Origin of the sequence: Paraburkholderia fungorum, assembly GCF_046027605.1 — a bacterium.
Classification (GTDB): domain Bacteria; phylum Pseudomonadota; class Gammaproteobacteria; order Burkholderiales; family Burkholderiaceae; genus Paraburkholderia; species Paraburkholderia fungorum_F.
Map to the genome: position 1 here is coordinate 298,246 of NZ_JAQQEF010000001.1, position 24,109 is coordinate 322,354.

20 protein-coding genes are annotated in these 24,109 nt (G+C 54.0%); 7 read left to right on the forward strand and 13 right to left on the reverse strand.

Annotated elements, in window-relative coordinates; all coding sequences use genetic code 11:
- The first annotated feature begins 164 nt into the window (after window positions 1–164).
- Window positions 165–2,186 carry an SUMF1/EgtB/PvdO family nonheme iron enzyme gene (locus tag PQR53_RS01260; RefSeq protein ID WP_408450763.1) on the forward strand — a complete coding sequence of 674 codons (2,022 nt, stop codon included), beginning with the start codon at window positions 165–167 and terminating at the stop codon, window positions 2,184–2,186.
- A gap of 17 nt (window positions 2,187–2,203) precedes the next feature.
- On the opposite strand, the gene PQR53_RS01265 is transcribed toward PQR53_RS01260, so the two are convergent.
- Window positions 2,204–4,387, reverse strand: a complete 2,184-nt coding sequence (locus tag PQR53_RS01265) for a serine/threonine protein kinase (RefSeq protein ID WP_408450764.1) — start codon at window positions 4,385–4,387, stop codon at window positions 2,204–2,206.
- A 415-nt stretch (window positions 4,388–4,802) separates the two neighbouring features.
- Here PQR53_RS01265 and PQR53_RS01270 point away from each other — a divergent pair, with 415 nt between their 5' ends.
- From PQR53_RS01270 to PQR53_RS01295, 6 genes are all read left to right on the forward strand, one after another.
- Window positions 4,803–5,078, forward strand: a complete 276-nt coding sequence (locus PQR53_RS01270) for a hypothetical protein (protein WP_179740463.1) — start codon at window positions 4,803–4,805, stop codon at window positions 5,076–5,078.
- A gap of 97 nt (window positions 5,079–5,175) precedes the next feature.
- Window positions 5,176–5,478, forward strand: a complete 303-nt coding sequence (locus tag PQR53_RS01275) for a hypothetical protein (protein ID WP_408450765.1) — start codon at window positions 5,176–5,178, stop codon at window positions 5,476–5,478.
- A gap of 183 nt (window positions 5,479–5,661) precedes the next feature.
- Window positions 5,662–5,892 (forward strand): hypothetical protein, encoded by a 231-nt coding sequence (locus tag PQR53_RS01280; protein ID WP_408450766.1) that lies wholly within the window; start codon window positions 5,662–5,664, stop codon window positions 5,890–5,892.
- 516 nt (window positions 5,893–6,408) lie between these two features.
- Window positions 6,409–6,693, forward strand: a complete 285-nt coding sequence (locus PQR53_RS01285; protein WP_408450767.1) for a DUF3303 domain-containing protein — start codon at window positions 6,409–6,411, stop codon at window positions 6,691–6,693.
- Between the two features lie 31 nt (window positions 6,694–6,724).
- Complete coding sequence (locus PQR53_RS01290; RefSeq protein ID WP_408450768.1) at window positions 6,725–8,335, forward strand: MFS transporter; 1,611 nt, start codon at window positions 6,725–6,727, stop codon at window positions 8,333–8,335.
- A gap of 298 nt (window positions 8,336–8,633) precedes the next feature.
- Entirely contained in the window at window positions 8,634–8,921 is a 288-nt protein-coding gene (locus PQR53_RS01295; protein WP_408450769.1) for a hypothetical protein, read from the forward strand.
- Window positions 8,922–9,132: 211 nt separating this feature from the next.
- On the opposite strand, the gene PQR53_RS01300 is transcribed toward PQR53_RS01295, so the two are convergent.
- From PQR53_RS01300 to PQR53_RS01355, 12 genes are all read right to left on the reverse strand, one after another.
- Window positions 9,133–9,771, reverse strand: a complete 639-nt coding sequence (locus tag PQR53_RS01300) for a hypothetical protein (protein ID WP_408450770.1) — start codon at window positions 9,769–9,771, stop codon at window positions 9,133–9,135.
- Window positions 9,772–10,102: 331 nt separating this feature from the next.
- Window positions 10,103–11,083: a glycosyltransferase family 2 protein gene (locus PQR53_RS01305; RefSeq protein WP_408450771.1), complete on the reverse strand. Its 981-nt coding sequence runs from the start codon at window positions 11,081–11,083 to the stop codon at window positions 10,103–10,105.
- Window positions 11,084–11,087: 4 nt separating this feature from the next.
- Window positions 11,088–12,647 (reverse strand): lipopolysaccharide biosynthesis protein, encoded by a 1,560-nt coding sequence (locus tag PQR53_RS01310; protein WP_408450772.1) that lies wholly within the window; start codon window positions 12,645–12,647, stop codon window positions 11,088–11,090.
- A 947-nt stretch (window positions 12,648–13,594) separates the two neighbouring features.
- Entirely contained in the window at window positions 13,595–14,425 is an 831-nt protein-coding gene (locus PQR53_RS01315; protein ID WP_408450773.1) for a glycosyltransferase family 2 protein, read from the reverse strand.
- A gap of 36 nt (window positions 14,426–14,461) precedes the next feature.
- Window positions 14,462–15,454 carry a glycosyltransferase family 4 protein gene (locus tag PQR53_RS01320; protein ID WP_408450774.1) on the reverse strand — a complete coding sequence of 331 codons (993 nt, stop codon included), beginning with the start codon at window positions 15,452–15,454 and terminating at the stop codon, window positions 14,462–14,464.
- A 67-nt stretch (window positions 15,455–15,521) separates the two neighbouring features.
- Window positions 15,522–16,865 carry a glycosyl hydrolase family 28-related protein gene (locus PQR53_RS01325; protein ID WP_408450775.1) on the reverse strand — a complete coding sequence of 448 codons (1,344 nt, stop codon included), beginning with the start codon at window positions 16,863–16,865 and terminating at the stop codon, window positions 15,522–15,524.
- Window positions 16,858–18,165, reverse strand: a complete 1,308-nt coding sequence (locus PQR53_RS01330; RefSeq protein ID WP_408450776.1) for a hypothetical protein — start codon at window positions 18,163–18,165, stop codon at window positions 16,858–16,860. Before PQR53_RS01330 ends, PQR53_RS01325 begins: the two co-directional genes overlap by 8 nt.
- The gene (locus PQR53_RS01335) at window positions 18,162–19,367 is read right to left on the reverse strand and encodes a glycosyltransferase family 4 protein (RefSeq protein ID WP_408450777.1); all 1,206 of its coding nucleotides are present in this window, start codon (window positions 19,365–19,367) and stop codon (window positions 18,162–18,164) included. The genes PQR53_RS01330 and PQR53_RS01335 overlap by 4 nt, the downstream gene beginning before the upstream one ends.
- Before the next feature lie 64 nt (window positions 19,368–19,431).
- Complete coding sequence (locus PQR53_RS01340; protein ID WP_408450778.1) at window positions 19,432–21,642, reverse strand: polysaccharide biosynthesis tyrosine autokinase; 2,211 nt, start codon at window positions 21,640–21,642, stop codon at window positions 19,432–19,434.
- Window positions 21,639–22,085, reverse strand: a complete 447-nt coding sequence (locus tag PQR53_RS01345; RefSeq protein WP_408450779.1) for a low molecular weight protein-tyrosine-phosphatase — start codon at window positions 22,083–22,085, stop codon at window positions 21,639–21,641. The genes PQR53_RS01340 and PQR53_RS01345 overlap by 4 nt, the downstream gene beginning before the upstream one ends.
- A complete protein-coding gene (locus PQR53_RS01350) occupies window positions 22,082–23,254 on the reverse strand; it encodes a polysaccharide biosynthesis/export family protein (RefSeq protein WP_408451150.1) in 1,173 nt (390 codons plus the stop codon). The genes PQR53_RS01345 and PQR53_RS01350 overlap by 4 nt, the downstream gene beginning before the upstream one ends.
- A 114-nt stretch (window positions 23,255–23,368) precedes the next feature.
- The gene (locus PQR53_RS01355) at window positions 23,369–24,103 is read right to left on the reverse strand and encodes a carboxypeptidase regulatory-like domain-containing protein (RefSeq protein WP_408450780.1); all 735 of its coding nucleotides are present in this window, start codon (window positions 24,101–24,103) and stop codon (window positions 23,369–23,371) included.
- Between the last annotated feature and the right edge of the window lie 6 nt (window positions 24,104–24,109).

Below are 24,109 nucleotides of genomic sequence, written 5' to 3' on the forward strand. Positions count from 1 at the left end.
TGCGGACAGTTGTGGCGCGCAAACCGCGTGCTATCGTTATTCATAGGTTGTCGATGGAGAGTCGCGCGCGGCATCGATGCTGTGTGCGATCCGCTTCAACGGCTGACGCGGGCGTCGCGGTCGTCGAAACCCTATGTTCTGTCCGGAACAAACAGGATACGAATATGTGGCGAACATTCCTGCTGGTGTGCATGGCCGGGGCAATTCAGGCGCAGGCGGGCAATGTCCATGCCGCGACGCAGCGTGACGCCGCGGAGCATGGGGCGGCGGCTCCACGCACGACGGATGCGTCCATCGCGCCGCCCGCACTGCACACGAAGGATACGCAGCCTGCACGCATTGCACTGGTGATCGGCAACGGCGCGTATGGCGATCACGCCGATCACGTGAATTACGCGGACCCGCTTCGCGACAATGCACCGCGCGACGCTGAGGCCATGCGCGACACGCTGCGCGCTCGGGGCTTCGACGTCATCATGCGCACCGATGCGACGCCACAGCAGATGCGGGAAGCCATCAGCGAATTCCGCCAACGTCTGCGGGACGGCGGCATCGGACTCTTCTATTTCGCTGGACACGGCCTGCAAATCGGCCGGCAAACGCTGCTCGTGCCCGCAGGCCTCGACGCACGTGCGCCTGCACGGCTGATTAGCGAGGGCGTCGATCTGGATAGCGTATTAGAGGCAATGCGCGCGCCGCGTGCCGGACAGATGAATGTCTTGATTCTCGATGCTTGCCTGAACAATCCTTTCTCAGCCGACGTCACCTTCAATGCGGCCGCTTTGCCCGCCAACACCGTGGTCGCGTACGCGACAGCACCGGGCGGATTTGCGGCTGACGGCATGCGTCACGGCGTCTATACCAATGCATTGCTGGGCGCGCTCAACGACGCTTCTTCATCACAGAACCTTGCGGGAATGTTTCAACGCGTAGCGACGACCGTTAGCGCGGTCACCAGCGCTAAGCAAATACCCTGGATCGCGTCATCGCTTGCCAGGACCGCGAGCTTGAGCGAGCCTGCCGCAGCTCGTGGAGCTAGCACGGCGCTCATCTCCGCCAACAGCGATGAACCCATTGCCGTCTTGCACAGCAGAGGCATTCTGCCGAAGGACAGCAGCGAGCAATACGAAATTACCTTCTGGAATTCCATCAAGGACAGCAACTACGCGAGCGATTACGAGGCCTATTTGAAGGCCTATCCCAATGGCCGCTTCGCCGCGCTCGCTCACGCACGTATCGACCGGCTGCGCGCCGCCGCTTCGGCGAGTGCGCCGTCCGCTTCGCCAGGGGCCGCACCTTCTGCGGCACCATCGGTCGCGCCGGCACCGCAAGCCACGCGCTCAACCACGCCCGCCAGCGCCGCACCGCAAGACCATCCGCGCGCCGCAGCGCCGACGCCGACGCCCGCAGCACCCGCTGCCCCTCCCGCGCCGGCAGTCGCGCAAAAGCCCGCGGCGCATCCACCGAGCGCCGGCGAGAGCCGCGATTGCGCCACGTGCCCGATCATGATCACCGTGCCTGCGGGTGCATTCTCAATGGGCAGCAGCACCGACGACCCTTCCGAAAAGCCCGTCCATCATGTGACCATTAGCGCGCCGTTCGCGATCGGCAAGTACGAGGTGACTGTCGAGCAATGGAATGCGTGCGTCGCGGCGAATGCCTGTCAAAAGCTGACGCCCGAAAGCAATACGAACAGAGTCGCGCCGGCACGCGACCTCAGTTGGGAAGACGCGCAGCAGTACCTGAAGTGGCTGAGCAAAACGACCGGCAAACCGTACCGCTTGCCCACCGAAGCCGAATGGGAATACGCGGACCGTGGCGGTACCACGACGGCCTACTGGTGGGGCGATCAGATGCGCAAGGGCAACGCCAATTGCAAGGACTGCGGCGATCCCTGGCACAAGGACGGCCCGGAAACAGCCGGCTCGTTCGCACCGAATCCGCTCGGCCTGTACGACATGAACGGCAGCGTCTGGGAGTGGGTCGCCGATTGCTGGCACAACTCCTATCAGGGCGCGCCCGCCGACGGCCACGCGTGGGACAGCCCCAGTTGCGACATGCGCGTGATTCGCGGCGGCTCATGGCGCGAAGGCGGGAGCTACATGCTGAGTGCGACACGCTTCAAGTACAGCGCGAGCGTGCGGCAGTCGCAGGACGGTTTCAGGGTGGTGAAAGACCTTAAGTAATGCGGGTGCTGCGTTCGCTAAGGCGTGCGCGGCTTCGTCGTGATCGGCGCGAAATCGGCGACGATATGATCCTGACCGAATTTGCCGGCCATCTGCGTGAGGCGCGTCTCCAGCGCACGCAGATAATCGGCGCGTGATTCGCTTTCGGGCCGCAGCTTGTCGAATAGCGGCGCCGGCGTAATCAACAGCACCACCATCTCCGATCCAAACGGCTTCGAAATGATCCAGTCACCCGCACTGCCGATCGTGGCCGCATAGTGCGGGGGCGCCTGATTGTCCTTCGCACGCGGGCTCGGCACCATGTGCACGACGCTGCCGTCGAGCTGATAGTAGTCGAGGTTCACGTACGAGTCGTAAGGGGGCGTGGTCACGTCGACGACCAGCGGATCGCCTTCGCTCAACTGCCCGCTAGGCGGACGCACATGCAGCGAGGCAACATGACCTGCTTGCCAGTTGCGGGTCCAATAAGGGGCGAGCGCCTTGATCGTTGCGCATTTGTCGTCGGCAAGCGGTTCCACCTGGAGTGATAGCGCATCGACGCCCGGCAATGCCGTCAGCGTGTCCTTCAGGTGCGCTGCACCGTAGCGTTGCGAGACGTAGCCGCGCACCGCCAACGTGTGGTCCTGGGTTGAAGCAGATAGCGCCGAGCACGGTACTTGTGCCAGTACCGGTGCAACCGCGGCCAGGGTAAGGGCGGGTTTGGACGCGGGTGGAGTGGGCGCCTGCGCTATCGGCGGTGTTGTGGGCGTGGTGGGCGATATAGGCGCCGTGGGCGCTGCTGTCGGCCCGGCGGAGGCCGGCTGCTCAGGCGAGCTCGCCACCGCCGCGGTGGCCACCGGAGACGACGCGGTGACCGCCTGATCCGCCGACGCCCCGGACGTCGCGGCAGCCGGCTGCGTCCCACTTTGTCGATTCGGTGCCGAGCGCAAGGCAAACAGGCCGACAGCCGCGGCACACACCACAGCAAAACCTGCGAACCCTACCTTGACCAGGGTACCCGACTTCTCCGCGCGCGCTTCGTTGTCGAACTCCGCGATGAAGCGCACGACGCCCGGCATGCGCGTGTCGCGATCGAACGAAAGCGCGGTGCGCAACGCGCGCCACTGTTTGGCGTCGAGATTGGGTGGACGTTGAAGTTTGAAGTCGGCATTGCGGGCTTGCGTCGCCGATAGCCGGTCGAACGGATGGTGGCCCGTCAACAACTCGTAGGTAATGCAGCCGAGCGCGTAGATATCGTCGCGCGGGTCCGGCTCACGATGTTCGATCATCTCCGGGCTCGCGTAGGCAGGCGTCAACGCGCCGAGACTGCCGGGGTCGAAAACAGTCGCGTCGCTCTCCTCCTCCGGCCGCTGGAACACACGGGCGATGCCGAAGTCGATCACCTTCACTTCGGCATTCGTCGTGAGAAAGACGTTGGCGGGCTTGAAATCGCAATGCACGAAGCCGTGTTCGTGCGCGTAGGCGAGCGCATTGCACATGCCGCGCACAATCGGCAGCGCGGCGCGAACCGGCATACCCTTATAGCCGGGCGTGCGCAATAGCTGGCTGAGCGGCTTGCCGGTGAGGTACTCCATCGTCAGGTAGACGATCGGTCCGTCACGGTCGAAGTCGTACACCGCGATGATGTTGCGGTGCGCGAGCACCTGCGCCTTACGCGCCTCGCGCTGCAGCGCGACGAGTGAATTCGGGTTGCCGCGGAACTGGACGTTGAGCACCTTGATCGCGACATACGGTTTGCGATCCGACGCTTCGAGCTTGCGCATATCGAGCGCCTTGTACACGGTGCCCATTCCACCGACGCCCAGACACTCCTCGAGGACGAAGCGGTTATTCAGCGTGTCGCCGGTGCCTTTGATCTGATCCTGCCCTGCTGCGCCGGCAGCGCTCGCTGCACCTGCCGAGCTTGCCGCGCCTGCCGAGCTTGCCGAACGTACAGACGGTATCTCGACGGTGGTCTGCATGCCGGTTTCCTCGCCGCCGGCCGCCACGTTCGAGACGCGCAACTGTTCGATGCGGCGCCGCACTTCGGCGTAGAGATCGTCGGGCAGAGGGGCTTTGTGATGCGCTACGCCGAGCATTTCCAGCAGCCGCGTTGGACCGAGTCCTTCGGTCGTCAACGTGCTGTCGAGTTGAGCGACGAACTCGTCACGTGACAGCTCGCCGCTCTGATAGTCGCGAATCACATGCGCAAGGCTAGCCATTTGTGCGAAGCGCCCCCGCTGCCGTTGAGCCGCATCGCATGCAACCGGCAACCCTCGGGCTGATAGAAAACCTGTCGTAATCAGTTACATGTGCCGCTTCGATACTAGCTCCCGACCCGCGCTTTCGCAAACCAGGATTGGCCCGCTGCGTGCATGCCCCGCGCGTGTCTTGCGACATCCAACAGAATCCGGTGCGTTGTTGGCTCCGTCCCGTCAGGCGTTGATCGTCTGCTGCTGCCCATATTGCGGCTCCAACACTGCGGCGCCACGCGAAAGCCTTGCGCATCAAGCGTTCAGCAACTTTCTTAGGAGCCACGAATAAACCTGGCATAGCCCATGCATTAGTGACACTCGAGCAGACAAGATGCTCGACCCCAACCGAAACACTGTGATGTTCCCTTCCAGGAGATTTACCATGAACACGCTGATGATCAAAGACCTGTCCATCACCGAACAACTCGACAGCAAGGCCATGAGCGCCGTGCGCGGCGGCTTCGGCTACCCGTCCTCGTCGTACTTCAACTTCAGCCCGGTGGTCGCGCCGAACAACAGCAAGCATGTCAGCGCCACACAGTTGATCAGCAACGCAGTGAATGTGCAGAACGCCAACGGCAACAACGTCGCGTTCGCAGCCGGCATCGATACCTCGATCGTTCCCTGCATCACGTCGAGCAACAACATCAATGTTTAAAGCCCGATAAGCCTGATTCGGCGAAGCGGAGGGCCGCCCGGCCATCTCCGCTTCGCTTCGATCACGCCCGTCTTCCGCGCACCTTTGGAGAATCACCATGTCATCCCTCATGATTCGCGATCTGTCCCGCACCCGCGAGCTCGACCGCCGCGCAATGTCGGCGGTGGCCGGCGGCACCGGCAGCAGCGTGCCCGGCTTGCCGTCGATGGGCGGCCCTGGCGGCCTTGGCGGCCTTGGCGGCGTTGCCAATGTCAACGTCTCGGTCGTCCAGAACCTCAGTCAGATACAAACCGTCAACGTCGCCGCGCTCAACAACATCGGCGTGATCGGCGCGGGCCTCGTACCGTTGAAGCTGAATGTCAGCCCGTCGCTGTGGGGCGCCAATTACGCCAACGTTTAAGGGCATGCAGTAGTGTGGAGCCGGGGGCTTCCCTATTGCCGCCTGTTCACTTCCGACAGGCGAGCTGCAAACAGATTTCCTATACTGATAGTGCGACGAGACCTCAACACATTTAACGACACACCCGGGCGGCGACTGGAGAATCGCACCAGCCGCCGGCTCGGTCTCTTCCCCGGAGCCGTCATGGCAAAGCTTGTCATCAAGGATCTTACTGACAGCGTCGAACTCGACCGCCAGGCGATGGCCGCTATTGTTGGCGGCGCACGGATCGGTGCGCATGCTGTGAGCGTCGCCGTACAGGTCGCGCCGGGTTCCACGCGCGTCGTCGAATATCCACCGGGTTTTCCCGCAGCGCGTCAGGCGATTGCCGGTGCACCCGTTATTGCAGTGCCGCGCAATTTGCCGCGCAGCTAGAGCCCGGTTCGGACGCTCGCAACAGCAGCAGCAACAGCAGCTACAACGGCACGCGTTTGCCACGCGTGCCGTTTGCGTTTGCTTTATTTGACGCGTTTTCGCCGGTTCCGTTTTCCATCCGCACGTGTGCCGGTCGTGCCGGCGCATTGCGCGGTGCGCTTTAAGACCGATCGACATCCAGATTCTCGACAGCCGCATAAAAAGCTCCTTCTTATAGGACGCGCGAGATGGCCGCAATTGGAAACAGACGCGCCCGTCACGCTTTCCCGGCAATGCGCATTGTTCAATTGGCCTGGTGAATGTCCGCATGGGGCGACGTTGATGAGCGTGCGCTCACCTATGCTGTTTAAGACGCCACGTGGTTTTATACCGTCCGCGGATAGCGCACGTGCTAACCGGATAGCATCCTGGCGCAAAAGTGTTCAAGGCGCGAGGCAAGCAAATGCGTCTCACAGCACTGAGGACGATTGCAGCGCGCCACGAGCCGGCATCGCCAAACCAAATTGGAGACATGCAATGAAATTCATCGTGCAATGGAATGGCCTGCCGACTGCGGAAAACTCTGTCATCGAGCGTTTTATGAAAACCGGCGGACGGGCGCCTGAAGGTGTCAAATTGCTGGGGCGCTGGCACGCGATCGGCGGACTGCATGGCTTTGCGATCGTCGAGGCGGACGATACGCGAGGACTGTCGGCGCTGGCGCTCGAATGGGGTGACTTGCTGACGATGAGCATCTTCCCGGCGGCCACCGACGAGGATCTCGGCGCGGCATTGGGCGCGCATCAGGCGGCCGGCAAGTAAGTGGATGCATGCGCGCCCAAAAAAGACTGTCATGACTCCAGATCTCGACGCGCCTCTACCCGGCGGACAATTGCTGCCGTTTCGCGAGTCGTTGCTGGCGATGCTCGGTGTCGCCTTCGTCTCGATGCTGGTGGCGCTCGATCAAACTATTGTGGGTACCGCGCTGCCGCGCATCGTCGCCGATCTAAAGGGCTTCGATCTGTACGCATGGGTCGCGACCGCGTACATGCTGGCTTCGGTGATCACGATTCCGATCTTCGGACGACTGGGTGATCTGTTCGGGCGCAAGCCGTTTCTGATCGCCGCGATTCTGTTGTTTACCGGCGCGTCGGTATTGTGCGGCCTCGCCACCAGCATGCTGCTACTGGTGATTTCGCGCGGCCTGCAGGGGATCGGCGGCGGCATTCTGATCGGCACGGTGTTCGCCACCGTCGCCGATCTGTTCCCCAATCCGAAGCTGCGGTTGCGCTGGCTCGTGTTCGTGACGTCCGCATTCGGCGTCGCCAATATGGTCGGGCCGACGCTCGGGGGCATGCTCACGCAATACGGCGGCTGGCGGCTGGTGTTTTTTGTCAATGTGCCGGTTGGCCTCGCGTCGCTGCTGTTCGTGCAGCGTTTTCTGCCGCCGCTGCATCATTTGCGGCGTAAAGGCCCGATACGACTCGATTGGCTCGGCGCGTTCGTGATTGCGGTCACGTTCGGCTCACTCCAGTTATTGATCGAGTTGTTTCCGAAGTACGGCGTCGACACGATAACAATCGTGCTGGCCGTCGTGGCGGCGAGTTTTGCAATGACGCTGTGGTTGTGGGAGCGGAGAATCGCTTATCCGATCATTCCAGTGGATATGCTGTTGAACCGCAAGCTCTCCGCGCTCTTTGCGATGTCAGTGCTCGGCGGTTTTGCGCTGTTTTCGCTGGTGTTTTATGTGCCGCTGCTGTTTCAGGGCGGCTACGCGATGTCCGCGCACGATTCGGGCATGCTGATTACGCCGCTGCTGCTCGGCACGACGGTTGGCAGTGTGCTGAACAATCGTATCGTCACACGGATTCGCCGCGCGAACGGCATCATGTATGTTGGCTTTGCGCTGTCCGCATTGGCGTGTTTGAGTGTGGTCGTACTCAGAGGGACCGAGCCGCACCTGGTGTGGATGTCGTGCATGGGTCTCAGTGGGCTCGGACTCGGTCTGGTGGCGACCAGCTTGACGGTCTGTTCGCAACAGATCGTGCCGCGCGATCAGCTTGGTGCGGCAACGGCTTTGCTGCAATCGCTGCGGACGTTTGGTGGGATGCTGGGCACGGTGATGACGGGTGCACTGCTAGGGCATCTCTACACGCAGGGTGTGCATCGCTCTCTCGCGTCGTATCAGGCGACGCAGTGGTTCAAGTCGTTCGCGAGTCCCGAACTGCTAGTAGACCGCGCCGAGCAGGCAGCGTTGATCAATCGTCTGGTGAGCGCCGGGCACGCGGGCGATGCGATGATGAATTCCGCGCGAGATTCGCTGGTGGAGTCGATTCATATCGGCATTCTGGTGGCGGGCGCGGCTGCGTTGGTTGGGTTGTGTCTTGCGTGGTTTGTGCCGCCGGTGCGGATTGGTTATCCGGAAGTGGAGGTGGTGAGCGGTGGACAGGCGCAAGAGGATTAGCCGCCGTCGCGGGGGAAGGCGCTTTGAACTATGTCTGACTTTGTTGCTCGGGTTAGCTGCGTCTCGGGGTTTGGAGGCACTCACTTGCGCCGTTTGACGCGTGTCGGGCCGGCGCAATGTCGCGAGTAGATGACGGCTATTGAAGACCCGGAGAACGACCCATTGAAATCCCGGCGTGATCGAAATAGCCCTGAAATCAAGGCAAATTCTAAGCGCCGTCCATGCGAAAATTCGGTCGGAAACCTTGACCCAGCGATTCTGATTTCTTACTATAAGCGTCGACGTTTGCGCAGCCACTATGAACTCGTTGTCACTCAAAGCGCACACAGAAAAAACAAAACTAAACATCGAGGTTTTTCGGGGCTCTCGCATGACAATGGATGAAGACATCGCGCACGTCGCGCGTGTGATGGCGCCGTCGCTGCGCGCCTTTCGTGGTGAACCTGTGTTGCCACCGGCTTATTGGCGAAAGCGGTTACAACGCATACAGGATGAGTTTCCGCTAACCGCGATGCAGACGTTTCAGATCAAACATTTGCTGGGGGAGTTGGATCGGTTTGAGGCGGAGCGATGTGGCGGGCGATAGAGGGCGGAAAGGCGGTTCGCCGGTGACTGCACTATGGGTATCTGCGGTTGGCAAAGAGACACACGGCGTCGCAAGCACTGTACGTCCGGCGACAACGCAGACTCTTCCCCCAGGTCACAGACCGCGGATACGAAATATCCCCCAGAATGTTGTCTGCGTTCCGATAGTAGGTTCATGCGGATCTCGGGTTGCGCAATAATTCGACGACCAGCTACCTGACGCTTCCCAAAAGAAACTCAATATCGCTGGGGGTACACGTATTAGCAATCTGAACATCATTCCTTCCCCCCAATACATTGTCGAGGTGCAAGGCAATGTGTTGGGATCGCGGATGTTCAAGGAAATGGATGGGGCGGCGAAAGATCTGGCGAATCTCAAATCCATTCCTTATCGCCGTCGCATAGAGCCAAACGTCATCGGCACGCGGTGCGCAAGACGCAAATCCTCGGCCGGCCAATTTTAGACATAACAAATAGCGCTTCGGATAAATTACCCCAGAAACCCCTGTAGCGAAATTCAGATAGCTAGCTTCAGAAGTATTGCACGGTTGCCAAAATTGGTACGGCGCGATGCCGACTTCACTTACGTCTACACGATGTGCGCGATAACAAACTATCATGTCTGGCGTCCGACGATTTTCATCCGCGAGCCGCTTTAACCATTTTTTTGGATAGAAAATATCGTCGTCAGCAGTAACCAATAATTCAGGCAATGAGCCAGATTCCACGACCGGGAAATACTTTGTATGCGGGCCGAAATTCTCGCAAAGCGCTATCGTTAGCCCTCTTCGCTGGAGGCGTTTGAGAGTTTCGGGCAAATTTTCAAAAATTATTGGTTCGTCTACCCACAAGATCAATCGCCCAGGCTTACAAGTCCCCCGTCCAATTGATTCTAGCGTGCAGAATACAGTCTCTATACGCGAGCCATGTGAGGTTAGCGAGACTGTAATACTCCCTTCAGCGGTCACAATCGACTTCTGCGACCAACGATTGATGCAGGAGTATATATATGAAAAGATAAACGAGACAAAATGAGAAAAATCACGCCGCAATCTACGCTTAACCCTAAACCAGAAAGTTACTGTCTTCATACTATACCCCCACACTTCTTTTTTGAATGTTACGAAATCGATCAAACCAATCATTAATAACCTGACAAATAGTCCAGTCCAGCAAAATCGTTCAATAGCGAGATTTCAAAGAAAATAACGAAGAAAATAAATTGAACAGATTTATGTTTGCTTTTAAAATCCAAAGAGCAACAAACATTTTTAAATTTACCTCCTTAATTTTCCTCTGCACTTCGCCATTTAACGAATTTCTGAGTTCGAGTTTAATTTCGCTCTTTTCCTGACTATAGAGCTTTCCACCATCCTTCAAATGCCTATAAAGCTGACGTAGAAAGTATAAGTTAGCTTCATCATAAACCTCCCTTCCCAACGTCTCCTCGCGCACACCCGCGCAGGCCAACCTCGTAGCCGCCAATCGCGAATTTATAGCAGCGCCGGTAGGCCGATTAGATAAACTGTCTTCTCTAATTCGGTAAAAATAGACAACATCTTCAATGAAAACTATTGACTCTGCGCGTAGGGTCAACTGTGTCATGAGAACCGTGTCCTCTCCATATGTAATACCGTCGTATACGGGCAGCTCCGGACAAAACAAGGTCCTCCGGATCAATTTCCCCCACACATAGAAATAGTTTTCCGAAAACATCATGTGCAGCAATTCCGCGCGAGTCAAACCCCCTTCGCGCCGTACAACTAACTCGCTACCTCGATTCTCAAAGTATCGCTGATGACTTCCCCCTACAATGTCCGCATTACTTTTATCTGCTCTACACCGTAAAATCTCAAGTGTTGTTGGCGGAATAAAATCATCACCGTCCAGATTGAAAATATATTCACCACAACCCAGCCTAAATCCGTCCTGCCTTGCACGGGCCAAGCCTTCGTTTTTCTTGCTGAAAATCTTAAATCGACTATCAAGCCTGCAAAATTCCTCCAATATTTCAAGGGATCTGTCGGTACTACCGTCGTTCACCAGTATGACTTCAAATTCTGCAAAGGTCTGTGACTTTATACTTTCCAGGCAACGTCTCAGATATGCGTCGATGTTGAAAACCGGGACGATTATTGAAATTGGTATTTTCTTACAAGACATAAGTCTATCCTCGCCTCAAGAAAACGTGCTGCCGAACTCGCCGACTCAGTATTCGCATATCATTGAATAATACAAAAAATAGGCTAAATGAAATACACCCAAACACAGCACACCGCTGAATCGATACAATCAGGAAATCTAATATTCCCGGCGACTCAAATCGAAAGACCCCTACCCTGTTCGTGACAAACGTGGAAAGCAGCAGTATCAGCAGAAATCCACCAGTCTTCATGAAATAGATTTGGACATTCCCACCTAACGCCTCTTTATGCAAAAATATAGGCTTCCACAAGCCGACAATAACCAAGAGACTACAGACCGACCCCATCGCAATGCCAAAGACACCGTACGATTTTCCCAATATTATTGTTGTCGAAATATTTATCACAGCTTCAAACAAGGGAGCCGCCGTATCATGATAAAGGCCAGATGCCGAGATAAATTCATCTGTTGTCTTTCTCACTACTGTGATAAAAAAACCAATGGCCAATACCGCAACTACCGGTTTCTGCAAGACATATGACTCACCGACCCATGCTCTTATAAACAAATCAACAGTGCTGAACAAAGTGTATGCTGCAACACCTGCTAGCCAAAAGCGCGAGGCCTGAAGCTCCCAATAAACGCCCAATGTCCGCTTTAAATTCCGTGCTGCAACCAGATTCCCGACCCCAGCGTTGGTACTATCGAACAGCGCGGCAATTATGGAGGTCAATGCTGTTATTATTATGGTGTAATTAGTGTATTTTGTAACGAGGTGGAGATCGAGGAATACAAATACAAATATTGGGCTCGTTTGCTGAAGCACGACAGCGGCAAGTTTATGCACAAAAGCCTGCTTTGATTTTTTATATATAATCACGTAGTCGCGCGAATGCTTTTTTCCAGATTGAACATTCACGTTCAACCACGGATAAACCCGTGATATTTTTATATTAAGAAGATTTGCGTAAGCCGCCAACGAAATAAATTCCAGCGCCAGCCACCACAAAATCTTTTGATCAAAATATGAAACAGCAGCTACCTGCGCGCCAAGCTTCAGTAGCTTCAAACTATTAAAGATTCCAACTTTGACGTAATTTTTCTGATCAGCAACTAATAGAATTTCACGATAATTAAAGAAAAATCCAAGTAGGGTGGTTGACAAGTAAATAAAATAAGTAAAGAGAATCGTTTCCTCAGAAAAACCGGACGATCGGAAGAAATGCGGAATGAAAACGCCAACAGCAATTCCAACAATCATTACCACGAGACCGACTCGCCGGTAAATATAGGCAAATACAGTTACAATCGCGGATATCTCCGCTCGATTTTTGTCGTGTATTGGACCGTAGAGAGCGAATGCAACGACTGATGCAAAACCCATTTCAGCAAGGTTCAGAAATCCGACGATGTTCACAATCGTAGTTGTTAGTCCAATAAAATCGGCTCCGATCTTATGGATGAAAACAGCCCTCGATACGAATGTAGCAGCCAGAACTAAAATTAAAAAAAATAGGCTCACCTGGGCGTTTTTTGCCATCTTTCTAAAACGAGAATCACCCTCGGTTCGATCTGGCTGCATATTCATTACGCGATGTGTGTTGAATGGAATTTAAATTAACTGTCGTTTTTTTACACGATCTACTGCGTTATCCGGGCACTTTTTCTGCGTAAATTTCATCCCAATATTGAAGGAAGTTCACCGTCGAAGCGTTCGAAGCGCCTTTATTCGACGTGCCATATCCAAACACGTGGCAAGGGCAGTCGCAAATCTCCCGCCATACATAACTGCGCTGATTTCGGATACCCCTCTGATACCCAGACATCACCTTTCTTCGCTCGCAGGATTAGAGTCAGCGCCCTAGTTTCTTTAACCGGTGCTAAAGAAATTTTCAAGTACTCAAAATTATTTCGACCTTTTACAATCCCTTTTGTTAGACAATGATCCGTGAACCGTCAAAACGTGGCTTATCCAAAGGCTCTGGACTACGATGTCATCAAAATTCAAATCTAAAACAATCGCCGCCGTAATGATCTTGACGGTATCCTGCTTCGCATCTGGTCAGGCGCTCGACCAGGGATCGCCTTACACAACGGACGGATCGGCAAACGACCTTTCACAGTCATATTCCGCTCTACTCAGACGCTCGATTGACCCGCAGTCCCGCCACAACGTAAAGCCGCAGGCGGACCAAAGCACGACGTCAGGCCTACATCAGCAGATTGTCCGCGACGAGCAACTGCTCGGAGGACCATCTGACGATCTGCTCTCGACTAGCAGACTGGATACGCGCTATCCAATGACACCTCTCGAACTGGCGGCAAGCATTAACCCGCTTTTGGACTCTGGGAGTAACGATCCTGCAGACGTCACCGATGTCGATAAGATCGGCAATGCGTTTCATTTGTTGGCCTCCAAAAGAAAGTTGCGAGACTCTCAAGTTCGAACACATGTCCGATCCGATCAAGGTATCAGAAGCCCTTGGTAGTCGAACAACTAAATCGCACCATTTCTCTATGCACACTGCTCTATCTGCGCACGAGTCCCTCGACGCCCGGCCGCCGGCCCCAAGGCAAACGATATTTGCTTCGAAAGAGTAAAAGGCTTTTAAGATGCTTACGTCCTGCCCAGCTGAAAACTCCAGCTGCGGATTCTCTCTGGTGCTCATGAGTCAGATTTGCGCCGGGGACACAGACGACTCTGTACCCGGCTTGCCAAGTTCGAGCACAGAAATCGACGTCCTCCATGTACAGGAAATACCTCTCATCCATGCCGCCGAGGTCTTCAAAAATTTCTCGCCGGACAATGAATCCTGTTCCCATCACCCACTCGGCGTCGAAAGGCGAACCCTGCCGCCAGGAGTCGTACATCAGGTGAATTTCAGCGCGCTCCCTAAAACCGTTTAATTTTCCCAAGGGTGACCGGCGAGCCAAGATATCAAGAACCGAATAGAACCGCCGCGCAGAGTATTGGCGCCGGCCATTCGGGTATATCAGGTCTAAACCCACAAGCCCGATGTCGGACTCACTGTTCATTACGTTTATTGCACGCTCGATACTTCTGTCGGTGAAGTATGTATCGGGATTCAGCACGACTACCAGGTCATGTCTGCATGCAACCATGCCAAAATTAACGCCGGATCCAAAACCTCGATTCATCGAAGCTCGCACCAAACGAACGCCCTTTGGAAGTGATTTTTTAAGCCGCTCAAAAGAATTATCAGGCGATGAATTGTCCACCACTACCACGTCTTCCGGCGTGGCAATCTTCATCGCGATTACTGATTCGACGCATTTTCTTGTCAAATCAGCCGTCTTATAATTCACTATGATCGCGTTTATTCCTTCGAATACACTCATATTCCCCCCGGTCCAACCTCGCATCGGCCATTTCTTTTATTTTTCAAACTTGCCCACGATTTCCCAAAGTCGGAAAGCGGACTTATCCCAACTGAACTTCCTGACGTGTAACGCTGACTTATCAATCAAATCCGACCGTCTTTCTTCGTCTGTCGCGACCTTATCAATCGCATCCCTTATAGACTCAATCGAATACGGATCAACCAGTTCTGCCGCGCCCGCTCCAATCTCAGCCATTGCGGACACATTCGACGTGATCACAGGAACACCTGATGCCATCCCCTCAACAATCGGCAGTCCAAAGCCCTCATACAAAGAAACGAAAACCACCATCAATGCACCACGATAAAGACGTGGCATATCCCGGTCATTTACCCACCCGGAGTAAACGACGCTGTTTTCGATGCCCAACCTCCTTGCTTGCAACGTCAGTTCTGCAGAAGCGTCGCCGGTAAGCATCAATTTGATATTTTGCTTTGGCAACATCGAAGCGGCGTAGGCCCTTAAAAGACGGTCCAGATTCTTATATTTTCGACGGTTCCCCGGATATAAGATATATTCGAACTGATAAGGCAACGGCTCATGGACGTCAAAAAAGCTTTCGTGCACCCCATTTAAAACAACATGGACTTTATCCGGATCCATATTTGACCATTCCAGAAATTCTTTTCTAGTATGTTCTGAAACACACACAATAGCGGCACACTCCAACAGCAACCTCTTGAACACGATTTCATAGTAGGCCTTGTGCCATCTCGAATAAAAGTGAAGATGAGTTAGGTCGTGAATTGTGACCACGCTCGGACACGGTGAGTGCAAAGGCGGCACAAATCCTGGGCTCCAAAACACGCCCGCATCTCGCGTTTTTCTGAGTCCATAGCCAATCGCTACCGGAGACAACGGACTTCCAATCTTCGTCACGAGGTCCAGTTGCTTCAATTGCATGGAAGCCGGACGTCGACTAAGGTACGCCGACATCACGTTTCCGATGCCCGTGTGGGGCGGCCAACGCAAATCCGCATAGATCATTTTCGAAATATTTAAATTAGTTTAAAAATCACGTAAATTTGCAAAACTTGCGCGACGATAAAATCCATTAAAAATGGTTGTATTTCAGAAATCCATCCATTGATATGTTTTTCTGCGGTGCCTCGGGTGCGATTTTTTTTGAAAATGACGAATCAATTATTGTGTTGCTTGACCATTGAACAGCGGCGTCACTTCGCGAATCCAACAAGACTGTTTCATTATCAAGCCCGCTAAAATCGTTATTAAAGAATTTAATTCCCGCTCCTCTGGAGCTTACCGGACTTCCACTTCCCGCAGCCACCTTCAGAATCGTGGAATAATTTCTCCCAAACCGGAATTGGGTGATTGAATTAGAGAAAATCTGCACTCGGAAGGCGGAGTCCAGATCGAACAATGGAAAGCGCTCGGCGGCGTGCCAAGTCTGACCAGACCATTCGAATTTGCAATTGGACAACACAAAGATGTCCATATTCGCCTTAGGATCAGATTTAATATATGTCCCGAAATTACTTTCGAATCGGGATGCATATATTCGAAGATTATTGACGTTTGCAGCCAGATTTTTGAGCGCGATTGGCCCCACAAAAAAAACCGCATCGCTATGGCTCGCATCTATGGAATTGAAGAACACGTTTTCAAATTTACCCTCGAACCAATGCTGAAGTCGGACACCATTTCCAATAGCGTGGCCAATCTCGAGGTTCCGGATCGTTACTTCGGAGAATCCTAGCCCCACGAATACACCTTCACTTAGCTGGTGTCCGCCGCCTTCAAGTGCAAGATTCGATACCTCACCACCAAGCGCTACGCCCGGAACCGTCTCCGACTCGTGGGTAAATGCCAAGACGAACGACTGATCCCCCTTAGCTATTAATTCTGCTCCATGCGAATCCCATTTTGAAACGCCCTCACCAAGAAGTTTTATTGGACGGCTGACCCGAATTCCCGAAACCACATATGTGCCAAGCGGAAACACCAATTGCCCACCGTCGGGAGTATCGTCAACGGCGGCCTGAATGGCCGCGGTATCATCGGTCTTACCGTCGCCTGTCGCGCCGAAGTAAGTAACATATCTCGCACCGGAATATAAGCGGTTCCAACGCGCACCCTCGATGCCGCGAACAGACAGCACTGTCCCGCCATTCGACTTTCGAGCATCAGACGGATTGAAGAAGAATTGTCCGCCTCCGCCATCTCCCGGATGCTTGTAGCCAAGCGCAAACGCGATCCCCACGCCTTTCGGATGTAACGCGGCGTCGTTTTCCAACGCAATCACAGACGAGTACACAACAGTGACTGGTTGCAGTGTCTGGGTCATATCGGCGTGTGCCAATTTGACCGAACTATGGAGAATGGCTAGCGCCAGGAAAAATTGGACGCAGCGGTAAAGACAGAGTTGGCTTTCACGCATTTTGACGACTCAGCTTTTGCAATGTTTTGAATCGTAGAGCGCGTTTTTGCGAGTGCACTTTACTTTGCGCGATCGTCAAACCGAGAAAGAACATGCACATCGGCGATTCTGGAATATCCGTCACTATTCCAATGGCGAATATTGCGATCGCGACGGCGATCAAACCGCGTGACGCCTTCACGTCACCGTCATATAAACGTCTAAAAACTGAAAAGAGCGACGCGTAAATTACCACTCCCAAGGCTCCAAAGGAGCCCCAGAGTGCCAACGCAGTGTTATCCGAAACTGCTAAGTCCCCTCCGCCTCGCCCCAAAAGCGCTGGCACCGCGAATATCCGCAATGATGATCCAACTGCCCCAAAGCCCACACCCACAACCGGGTTTGCGAACTGATTTGCCACGTCGATAAAAGCGGGCCATGTGTTATTTAGTCGATCATCAAAGGACGCGAAGAGCAAAAGATCAACATCATCATGCATGTCTATCACGTAGTTTTCGAAACTGGTCGAAAATGGCAGCCAAATTGCTGCTCCGAGCAATGTTGCACAGACGATCAAAGCGAACGCCTTCTTTCTGTACGTCTTCAATACCAGCCCACCCAAAACCAAAGCCGCAATCGACGCCTTATGGGTGGTCAAATAAATTGGAATTAGAGACATAACTAAAATCCCATTTCGCACCACGAAATTCCTTATATTCGGCGCCGCGTACAATATAGGCAGTACGATCCCAATTGCGGCTGCAACTGAAATACGCGCGAAACCCGCCAACCTGGAGACGTCAAATGTTGTCCAATCCCGACTACCTTCCAATTGAGTGTCGCCTATTTTGTACATATAACCCTGCCAAGGGAGATCCCGAAAATTGTTTGCAAGGACCCCAACGCTAGAGGCGATCGCACAAAACAACAATATCAATATGAACAACTTTTTCTGATGGACGTATTTATGTGCCACGATACCGAGAAGGATCGGCGACCAGGTGTAATACGAAAACAAGATATTTTCTAACGGAACACCACGGAAAAGTGCGACGCAGGAATACCCTGCGACGATGAGGATCGGGAACAATAGGAAATGCGTGCTTTTTCGCGTACCCAGTTCGAATAAAATAAATACTATTGCTAACACCTTCGGTACTGAGAGTGCGGCCCCGAGACCAAATTGGTCGAAATAGAAGCGAAGTGCACCAGAAAATGTTTCCGCCAGGAGTAAAAGCGAAACAATAGAAAGCGCAACGAGTCCTCGATTTGACAGCGAGGCCCGGGGCCTTATCTTCTGGTCGTGCACGAAAGCGGTCATTTCATGGCCCTTCCGTGCGCCAGATGAATGTGGCGTAGCAGGTCTTCATATTTCTCAAGCATTTGATCGGGATCGATGAAACTTTGGACCGATACCCGGGAATTCTCCGCTAATGAAATATAGACGGCTGGATCAGTTGCTATTTTCTCGATCGCACGGCGTAACGAATTTTTGTCCTCTGTATCACACAAAAGACCATTGACGCCGTCTTTTATAATTTCCGGGAGTCCTCCTTGGCGTGTCGTAATTACTGGAATGCCATATGCGCAGGCTTCCGCCGCAACCATTCCGAGCGGCTCGGGCCAGAGCGACGGAACAATACAGACTTCCACCGTCTTAAAGAACTTCCGGGGTTCAACATAACCAACGAATACCACTCTTGAAGAGGCAAACTTACTTTTTAAATACGCCTCATACTGGTGATCTCCTTTGCCGGCAAGATAAAGCGTCCCTTCAACCTTCGATGCTTGAAACTCCTCGAGCATCCACTCGACGCCTTTTGCCTCGGAGAGGGTTCCGATGTAGCCGAACTTGACCGGAACGCCATGAGTGGGTGCGCTGACATCGGTAAGTGGAATACTTCTCGCGTTGTAGATTGTTTTACCTACTACGCCTGCAAAATACCCGCTGTCGCGCATGACGTTCAGAATGTACTGACTAACGCCTACCACGGCTGATGCCGCCATCGACGCGCGAGCGTGACGCTTTCGTAAAAATCGACACTCGTTGCACGTTTTTTGGCAGACGCTCCCTCCCCGAAACCTGTTGCTTCGCACACAAACAAGATAAAGATCGTGCAGAACTTGGATGAATGGCACCTTGGCAGCTTTGATTTCATCCCATGCCGAAATGGACCAGCCGGTCAAGTTGTGGCAACTAACCACATCGGGCCGCTCTTTTTCGATTACAGACCCTACGTAACTGCGCATTGACGCGTTATAGGAATCCCGTAGATGCCAGAACACCCGCGCAAGTAAATTTCTTCGCCTAAGAGGGTGATGCCAGAATGTGTTTTTCAAACCGGCCCGATAAATTGTCACCTCATCAACGATGTCTACGACGAGTCCCGCCGATGGGCCCGTTGTTAGCACTGCAACGTCATGGCCTCGTGCGCGCATGCCTTTGACCAGGTTTCGAAGCGAGATCTCCGCCCCCCCCCCGATATGCGGATCATAAAGACTGCATATATAGAGTATTTTCATCGCCGGTCGCTCCGTCTCGCACGAGTATTCAAGTGGCGTGTGCCGCGCTGCATGGACAATTGCATTAGTGCTTGCTCTCGTATGCGTAATAGCCGGAGTTGTACGCTCCGTAGCCAATTTTTCGAGAAGGTACATCGGTGAAAAGAATCCCTTTTAGCGAGACCCCACCAGTCCGAAGTCGCTTCGCACTCGCCGCTATTTCGTGCATGGGATGTCGACCATGACGTACTGCAAGAAGAGTCGTCGCTGCGCATTTCCCAACTATCGTTGCGTCTGTCACCGCAAGAACAGGTGGCGTATCAACGATAACGACGTCGTATTGGGACGCTAACGATTTCAGCGCCAAATCCAAGCGCCCATTCGCCAAGAGTTCTGCCGGGTTCTGCGGCAGAGCTCCCTTGACAATGACATCCAGGCCCGGCAACACGTCTCGATTCAGGAGACTCGCTGCCTCGTGCCCTGAAAGCAACTCGGACAACCCGGGAAGCTTTGAGATGCCCAAATAGGTGTGGATGTCGCCGCGGCGCATATCAGCATCGATAAGAAGAACGCGTTCGCCGGCAGTAGCCAACACCGCGGCTAGATTGACTGACAGAAACGACTTTCCGACTTCAGGTCGTGGCCCGGTGACCATCACGATATTGTTTCTTGCACCCACAGTATTGAACTTGAGCGCCGTACGCAGGCTACGAACACCTTCTACTGCGACATCCTCGGGTGCAGACACTACCAATACGTGCTGTCCCGCTCGACCGCGCTCGAGCGCGCGCGCCAACTTCAACTGAGCCTCGCTACGAGGGATGACCGCATAAACGGGAATTCCAATGGATTCCTCAATTGCCTCGGCATTTTCGACTCCGCCGTACAAGGACTTGCGAACAAATGCTGCTACTAGCCCGAATATCAGTCCGGCGACTCCGAAAACTGGGATTAGAAGGATCTTTTTTGGTTTGACAGGACTTTCTGGCACCACTGCGAAATCAACAACGCGCACGTTTCCTACCTCGCCAGCTTTTACGATCCGTAACTGCTGGGCGCTGTCGAGCAGATTGGTATATAGCTCTGTGTCAACCCGAACGTCACGAAGAAGCCTCAGCGCCGACTGCTCTGTGTTCGGAAGGTTTGCTACACGTGCGTTGAAGTCAGACTGTTGCGATTCGAGTGCTGAAATTTGCGCATCAATGCCCGTGATTGCCGGATGGGTCTCGGTAAATCTCTGAGCCATTTCCAACCGCTGCTGCTTGAGTTCAGTCAGCTTCGCCTTGCTATCAACGACTTGTTCCAAGAGAAGCTTGCTCTCCATGGTTAAGTCGACAGTTCCATGCTTGTTACGGAAAGCGTTGTAGCGCTCCTCCGCGTCATCCAATTGCTTCCGCAGTTCAGGAAGTTGTTGGTCCAAAAACGTCAAGGTGCTCTGGGCTTCGGTAGATTTTCGGTCGATATTCTGCTGTACGTAGGCTGTTGCAATTGCGTTGATGACATCTGCCGCGGCTTGTGCATCGTATCCGTCAAGTGACACACCGATTACGCCAGATAGTTTGGTCTTCTCCGAGATGAGCAGCGAGTCCTGAAGCTTGGCAACGGTATCTAGCGTCGAAAATCTCTGGATCAAAAATTGCGTGCCAGGACGAGCGACGAGCTTGTCCACGACAATGCGGACTTCACCACGATCAAATTTTCTGATCTGCTGTTTGAGCGTCACGCCACGCAAAATGGCATCGCCGTCTGGATCGCGGAGAGTAAAAGCGCCTCCTTCCCCGGCGATCAAGATGAACTTATCCCCGTAGAAATCCGAAGGGACGTCAAACTGGGACACGCTAATGCTCTCGCCGCCCCACGCAAACTGACTCATTCCCAATTTGGCAGGAGCTGGGCCCGTGGTATCTGAGTGTCGTGCGATCACACCTCCGACGATGGGGAAATACCGTGGTTGTGCCGAAACATCCAGATGGAGTCGCTGTACGGTTTGAGCCGTAACCAAGCGTGAACGTATGATTTCAATCTCGGCGGCGGCCGTCTGCTTGTTATCAAACATGGACGCAATATCACCCAAAGCGTCCTTCGTTGCATTTGCGCTATCTTCGACTTGAATCATTGCGTCTGCACGATAGACGGGACGAGCCAGGAAAACATAGGCAACACCCACGAAGAGAACCGTCATTGCAACTGCAACAATCAATCGCCAGCTCTCCATTACGACGGAGATATGCTCTGCCCAATGTACCTCATCGCCGTTTAATGATTCAGTGGCACGGTTTTCAGATAGAAAGTTCATACGGTAACCGCCAGGCTATTCATTAGTCGGATCCAAACTTGCAGGCCGCGCTCAATTTGAGCTAGAGACGCCTCGAAGGCTTGACGTCCCCTTCGATACGGATCTGCGATGTCAAAACCTTCATGCTCACCTAGCCTGTAAACCTTTCCCCGGGAGAACGGATATATATCTTCGATCCATTGCCGCTGCGAGGTACTCATTGTCAACACGAGTTGTGCTGACTTGACATGATTTACATTGAGCGCCGTTGCAATGTGGCTTTCGATGCTTATGCCGCGCTGATTCATCAGCTCGACAGCCCATGGCTCGGGACTGTGACCAAGCAGCGCATTAATGCCGACGGAAGAAACCGATGCGTGCGGCATTTCATTCGCCAGCAGGCCCGCCGCCATTGGACTTCTGCAGACGTTCCCTTCACAAACCATCAGTATATTTTCAATCATTTCGTTACGATCGCCGTGGTTAAACCTGCGTTGATAGCTGGCAAAAGAAGGCTTAACACGCGGCTAAATCTAACTAATCCATTCCCGTCTACATACACCACATCTTTGGGCTGCAGCTGGAATTGATTTGCCAATATCATTGCCACAGGCGAATGTGCGTCCAGATGAAAGACTTCAGGCGTTGTACCCAATGTCCCTCTAATCACATAGACTTGGGCGGCGTCGGCGCTATTCGTGTTCAAGCTGCCGGCCTGGGAAATAGCATCACTCAACGTGAGCCTCCCATTCTGTAACGGTATAGCGGTTGCCGGCTTGTTTACTTCTCCCATTACAAAAACACCGTTTTCGTCACGAGAGACTATTCGCAGTAAATCGCCACTTTTGAGTAAAATTTTTGAAGGATTCTCGCCACGATCAAGCATCGTCGAGAGATCGAGCGGATAAGAGACCCCGTCGCGGACGAGTACCATTCGACTCTGATCGGCGGCCGGGCTAAATCCCCCTGCGCGGTTGATTGCTTCATACAGCGTCATTGGTATGTCGTTTATGGGAACTGAACCTGGCGTATGTACTTCCCCATCGACATAGACTTGACGTGCGCGAAACGAGTTGACTCTTAACGTCACTTGCGGCTTGACAAACGCTTTTGCAAGTTCTTGAGATAATTTGTTCTGCGCCTCATCGGAACGCAATCCCGCCACGTGAATGGCTCCGACGTATGGAAATTGGACATTACCGTTGCTGTCGACGATGAAGCCGGGAACCGGGTCAAATGGGCGGCTATTTGTCTGCGTCTGAGTGCCTAAGGCCGCAGCTAATTCAGGGTGGTCCCAAACGGTAATTTGCAGCACGTCCCCCGCGCCAATGAGATAAGCGCCCGGGGTTCCCTGCAGGGTCGCCAATTGCGAGTTGCCCACCTTGGCGGCGTCATCGCGCGTTTGCTTAATAAGCGCGACGTTGATATCGACGATCGGAACCTGGAGTTCCACCGGCGGTGTCTCGCGGTCGCCATTCGTGACTGGTAACGAAGCGGGGCCGGTCATTCGCATTCCAGGCGCAACTGTGCATCCTGCGAAAGTAGTCACAAGAGCGAGCAGAGCGAATCGGCGCGCAACCAATGATATTGAGTGCGCTACGCCGACCGCTCGTTTTTTCCAAAGCAATCTCATCACATTCACCTCGATTTTCCTTCTTGTTCCTCGTCTTCGAAGGAAGGTCGCCGTCACTGATAGCGACCAAACTGTTCGCGCGAAGTATTATTGGTGGTCACGAAACACTAAGTACTACTTCGTCGAAACCCCCGTCCCCCCACTCCCCCCCGTCCCACCCGTCGCGCCATTGCCACCACCCGAAATCGGCGCCGCAGCCCCAGCCGCTTGCGCAGCCGCAGCCAACGAAGCCGCCGGTTGCCCATTACTCGTAATCGCTCCAGCCGCCAGCAACGTTTCGAGATCCGCATCCGCACCCGCAGCGCCCGGCGTAAACGAAACAGTCAGGAACGACGAAGAAGAAAGCGTGATCCCGTACGTGTCCTTGATCAGCTTCACAATCGCTGCCTGCGCATTCGCAATCACCGTGCTACTCGACAGCGCGCTCTGGAACGACGGGTTGGAATTGATCCCCGCGAGCAATCCGCTCACACTCGTACCCAATTGCCCCGCGATGTAGTCCAGCAGCAACTCCGTCAACGGAGTCACGTTGAACGTACCCGCACCAGCTGCAAACGAATGAATCGTGATCGCGCCACCGTTCGCCGTAATCGTGCAAGGGCCGTCAAACGCAAACGTCGCGGAATACGCACCGTTGGAATCAGCCGTCGCGCTACCTGAGCCGTTCTTGCAGGTCAGCGTGATGCTCGCGTTGGCCAGCGCCGCGCCGACAGCGGCAGTACCGCTCACCTTGCCAACCGGCGCGCCGCCGCTATTGGTCCCACCACCACATGCAACCAGCGCGCTGGTTGCCAGAGCTATCGATCCGAACTGCAGCGTGCGCAGCGTGGCGCCATTTAAAAGCTTCATCGCCTA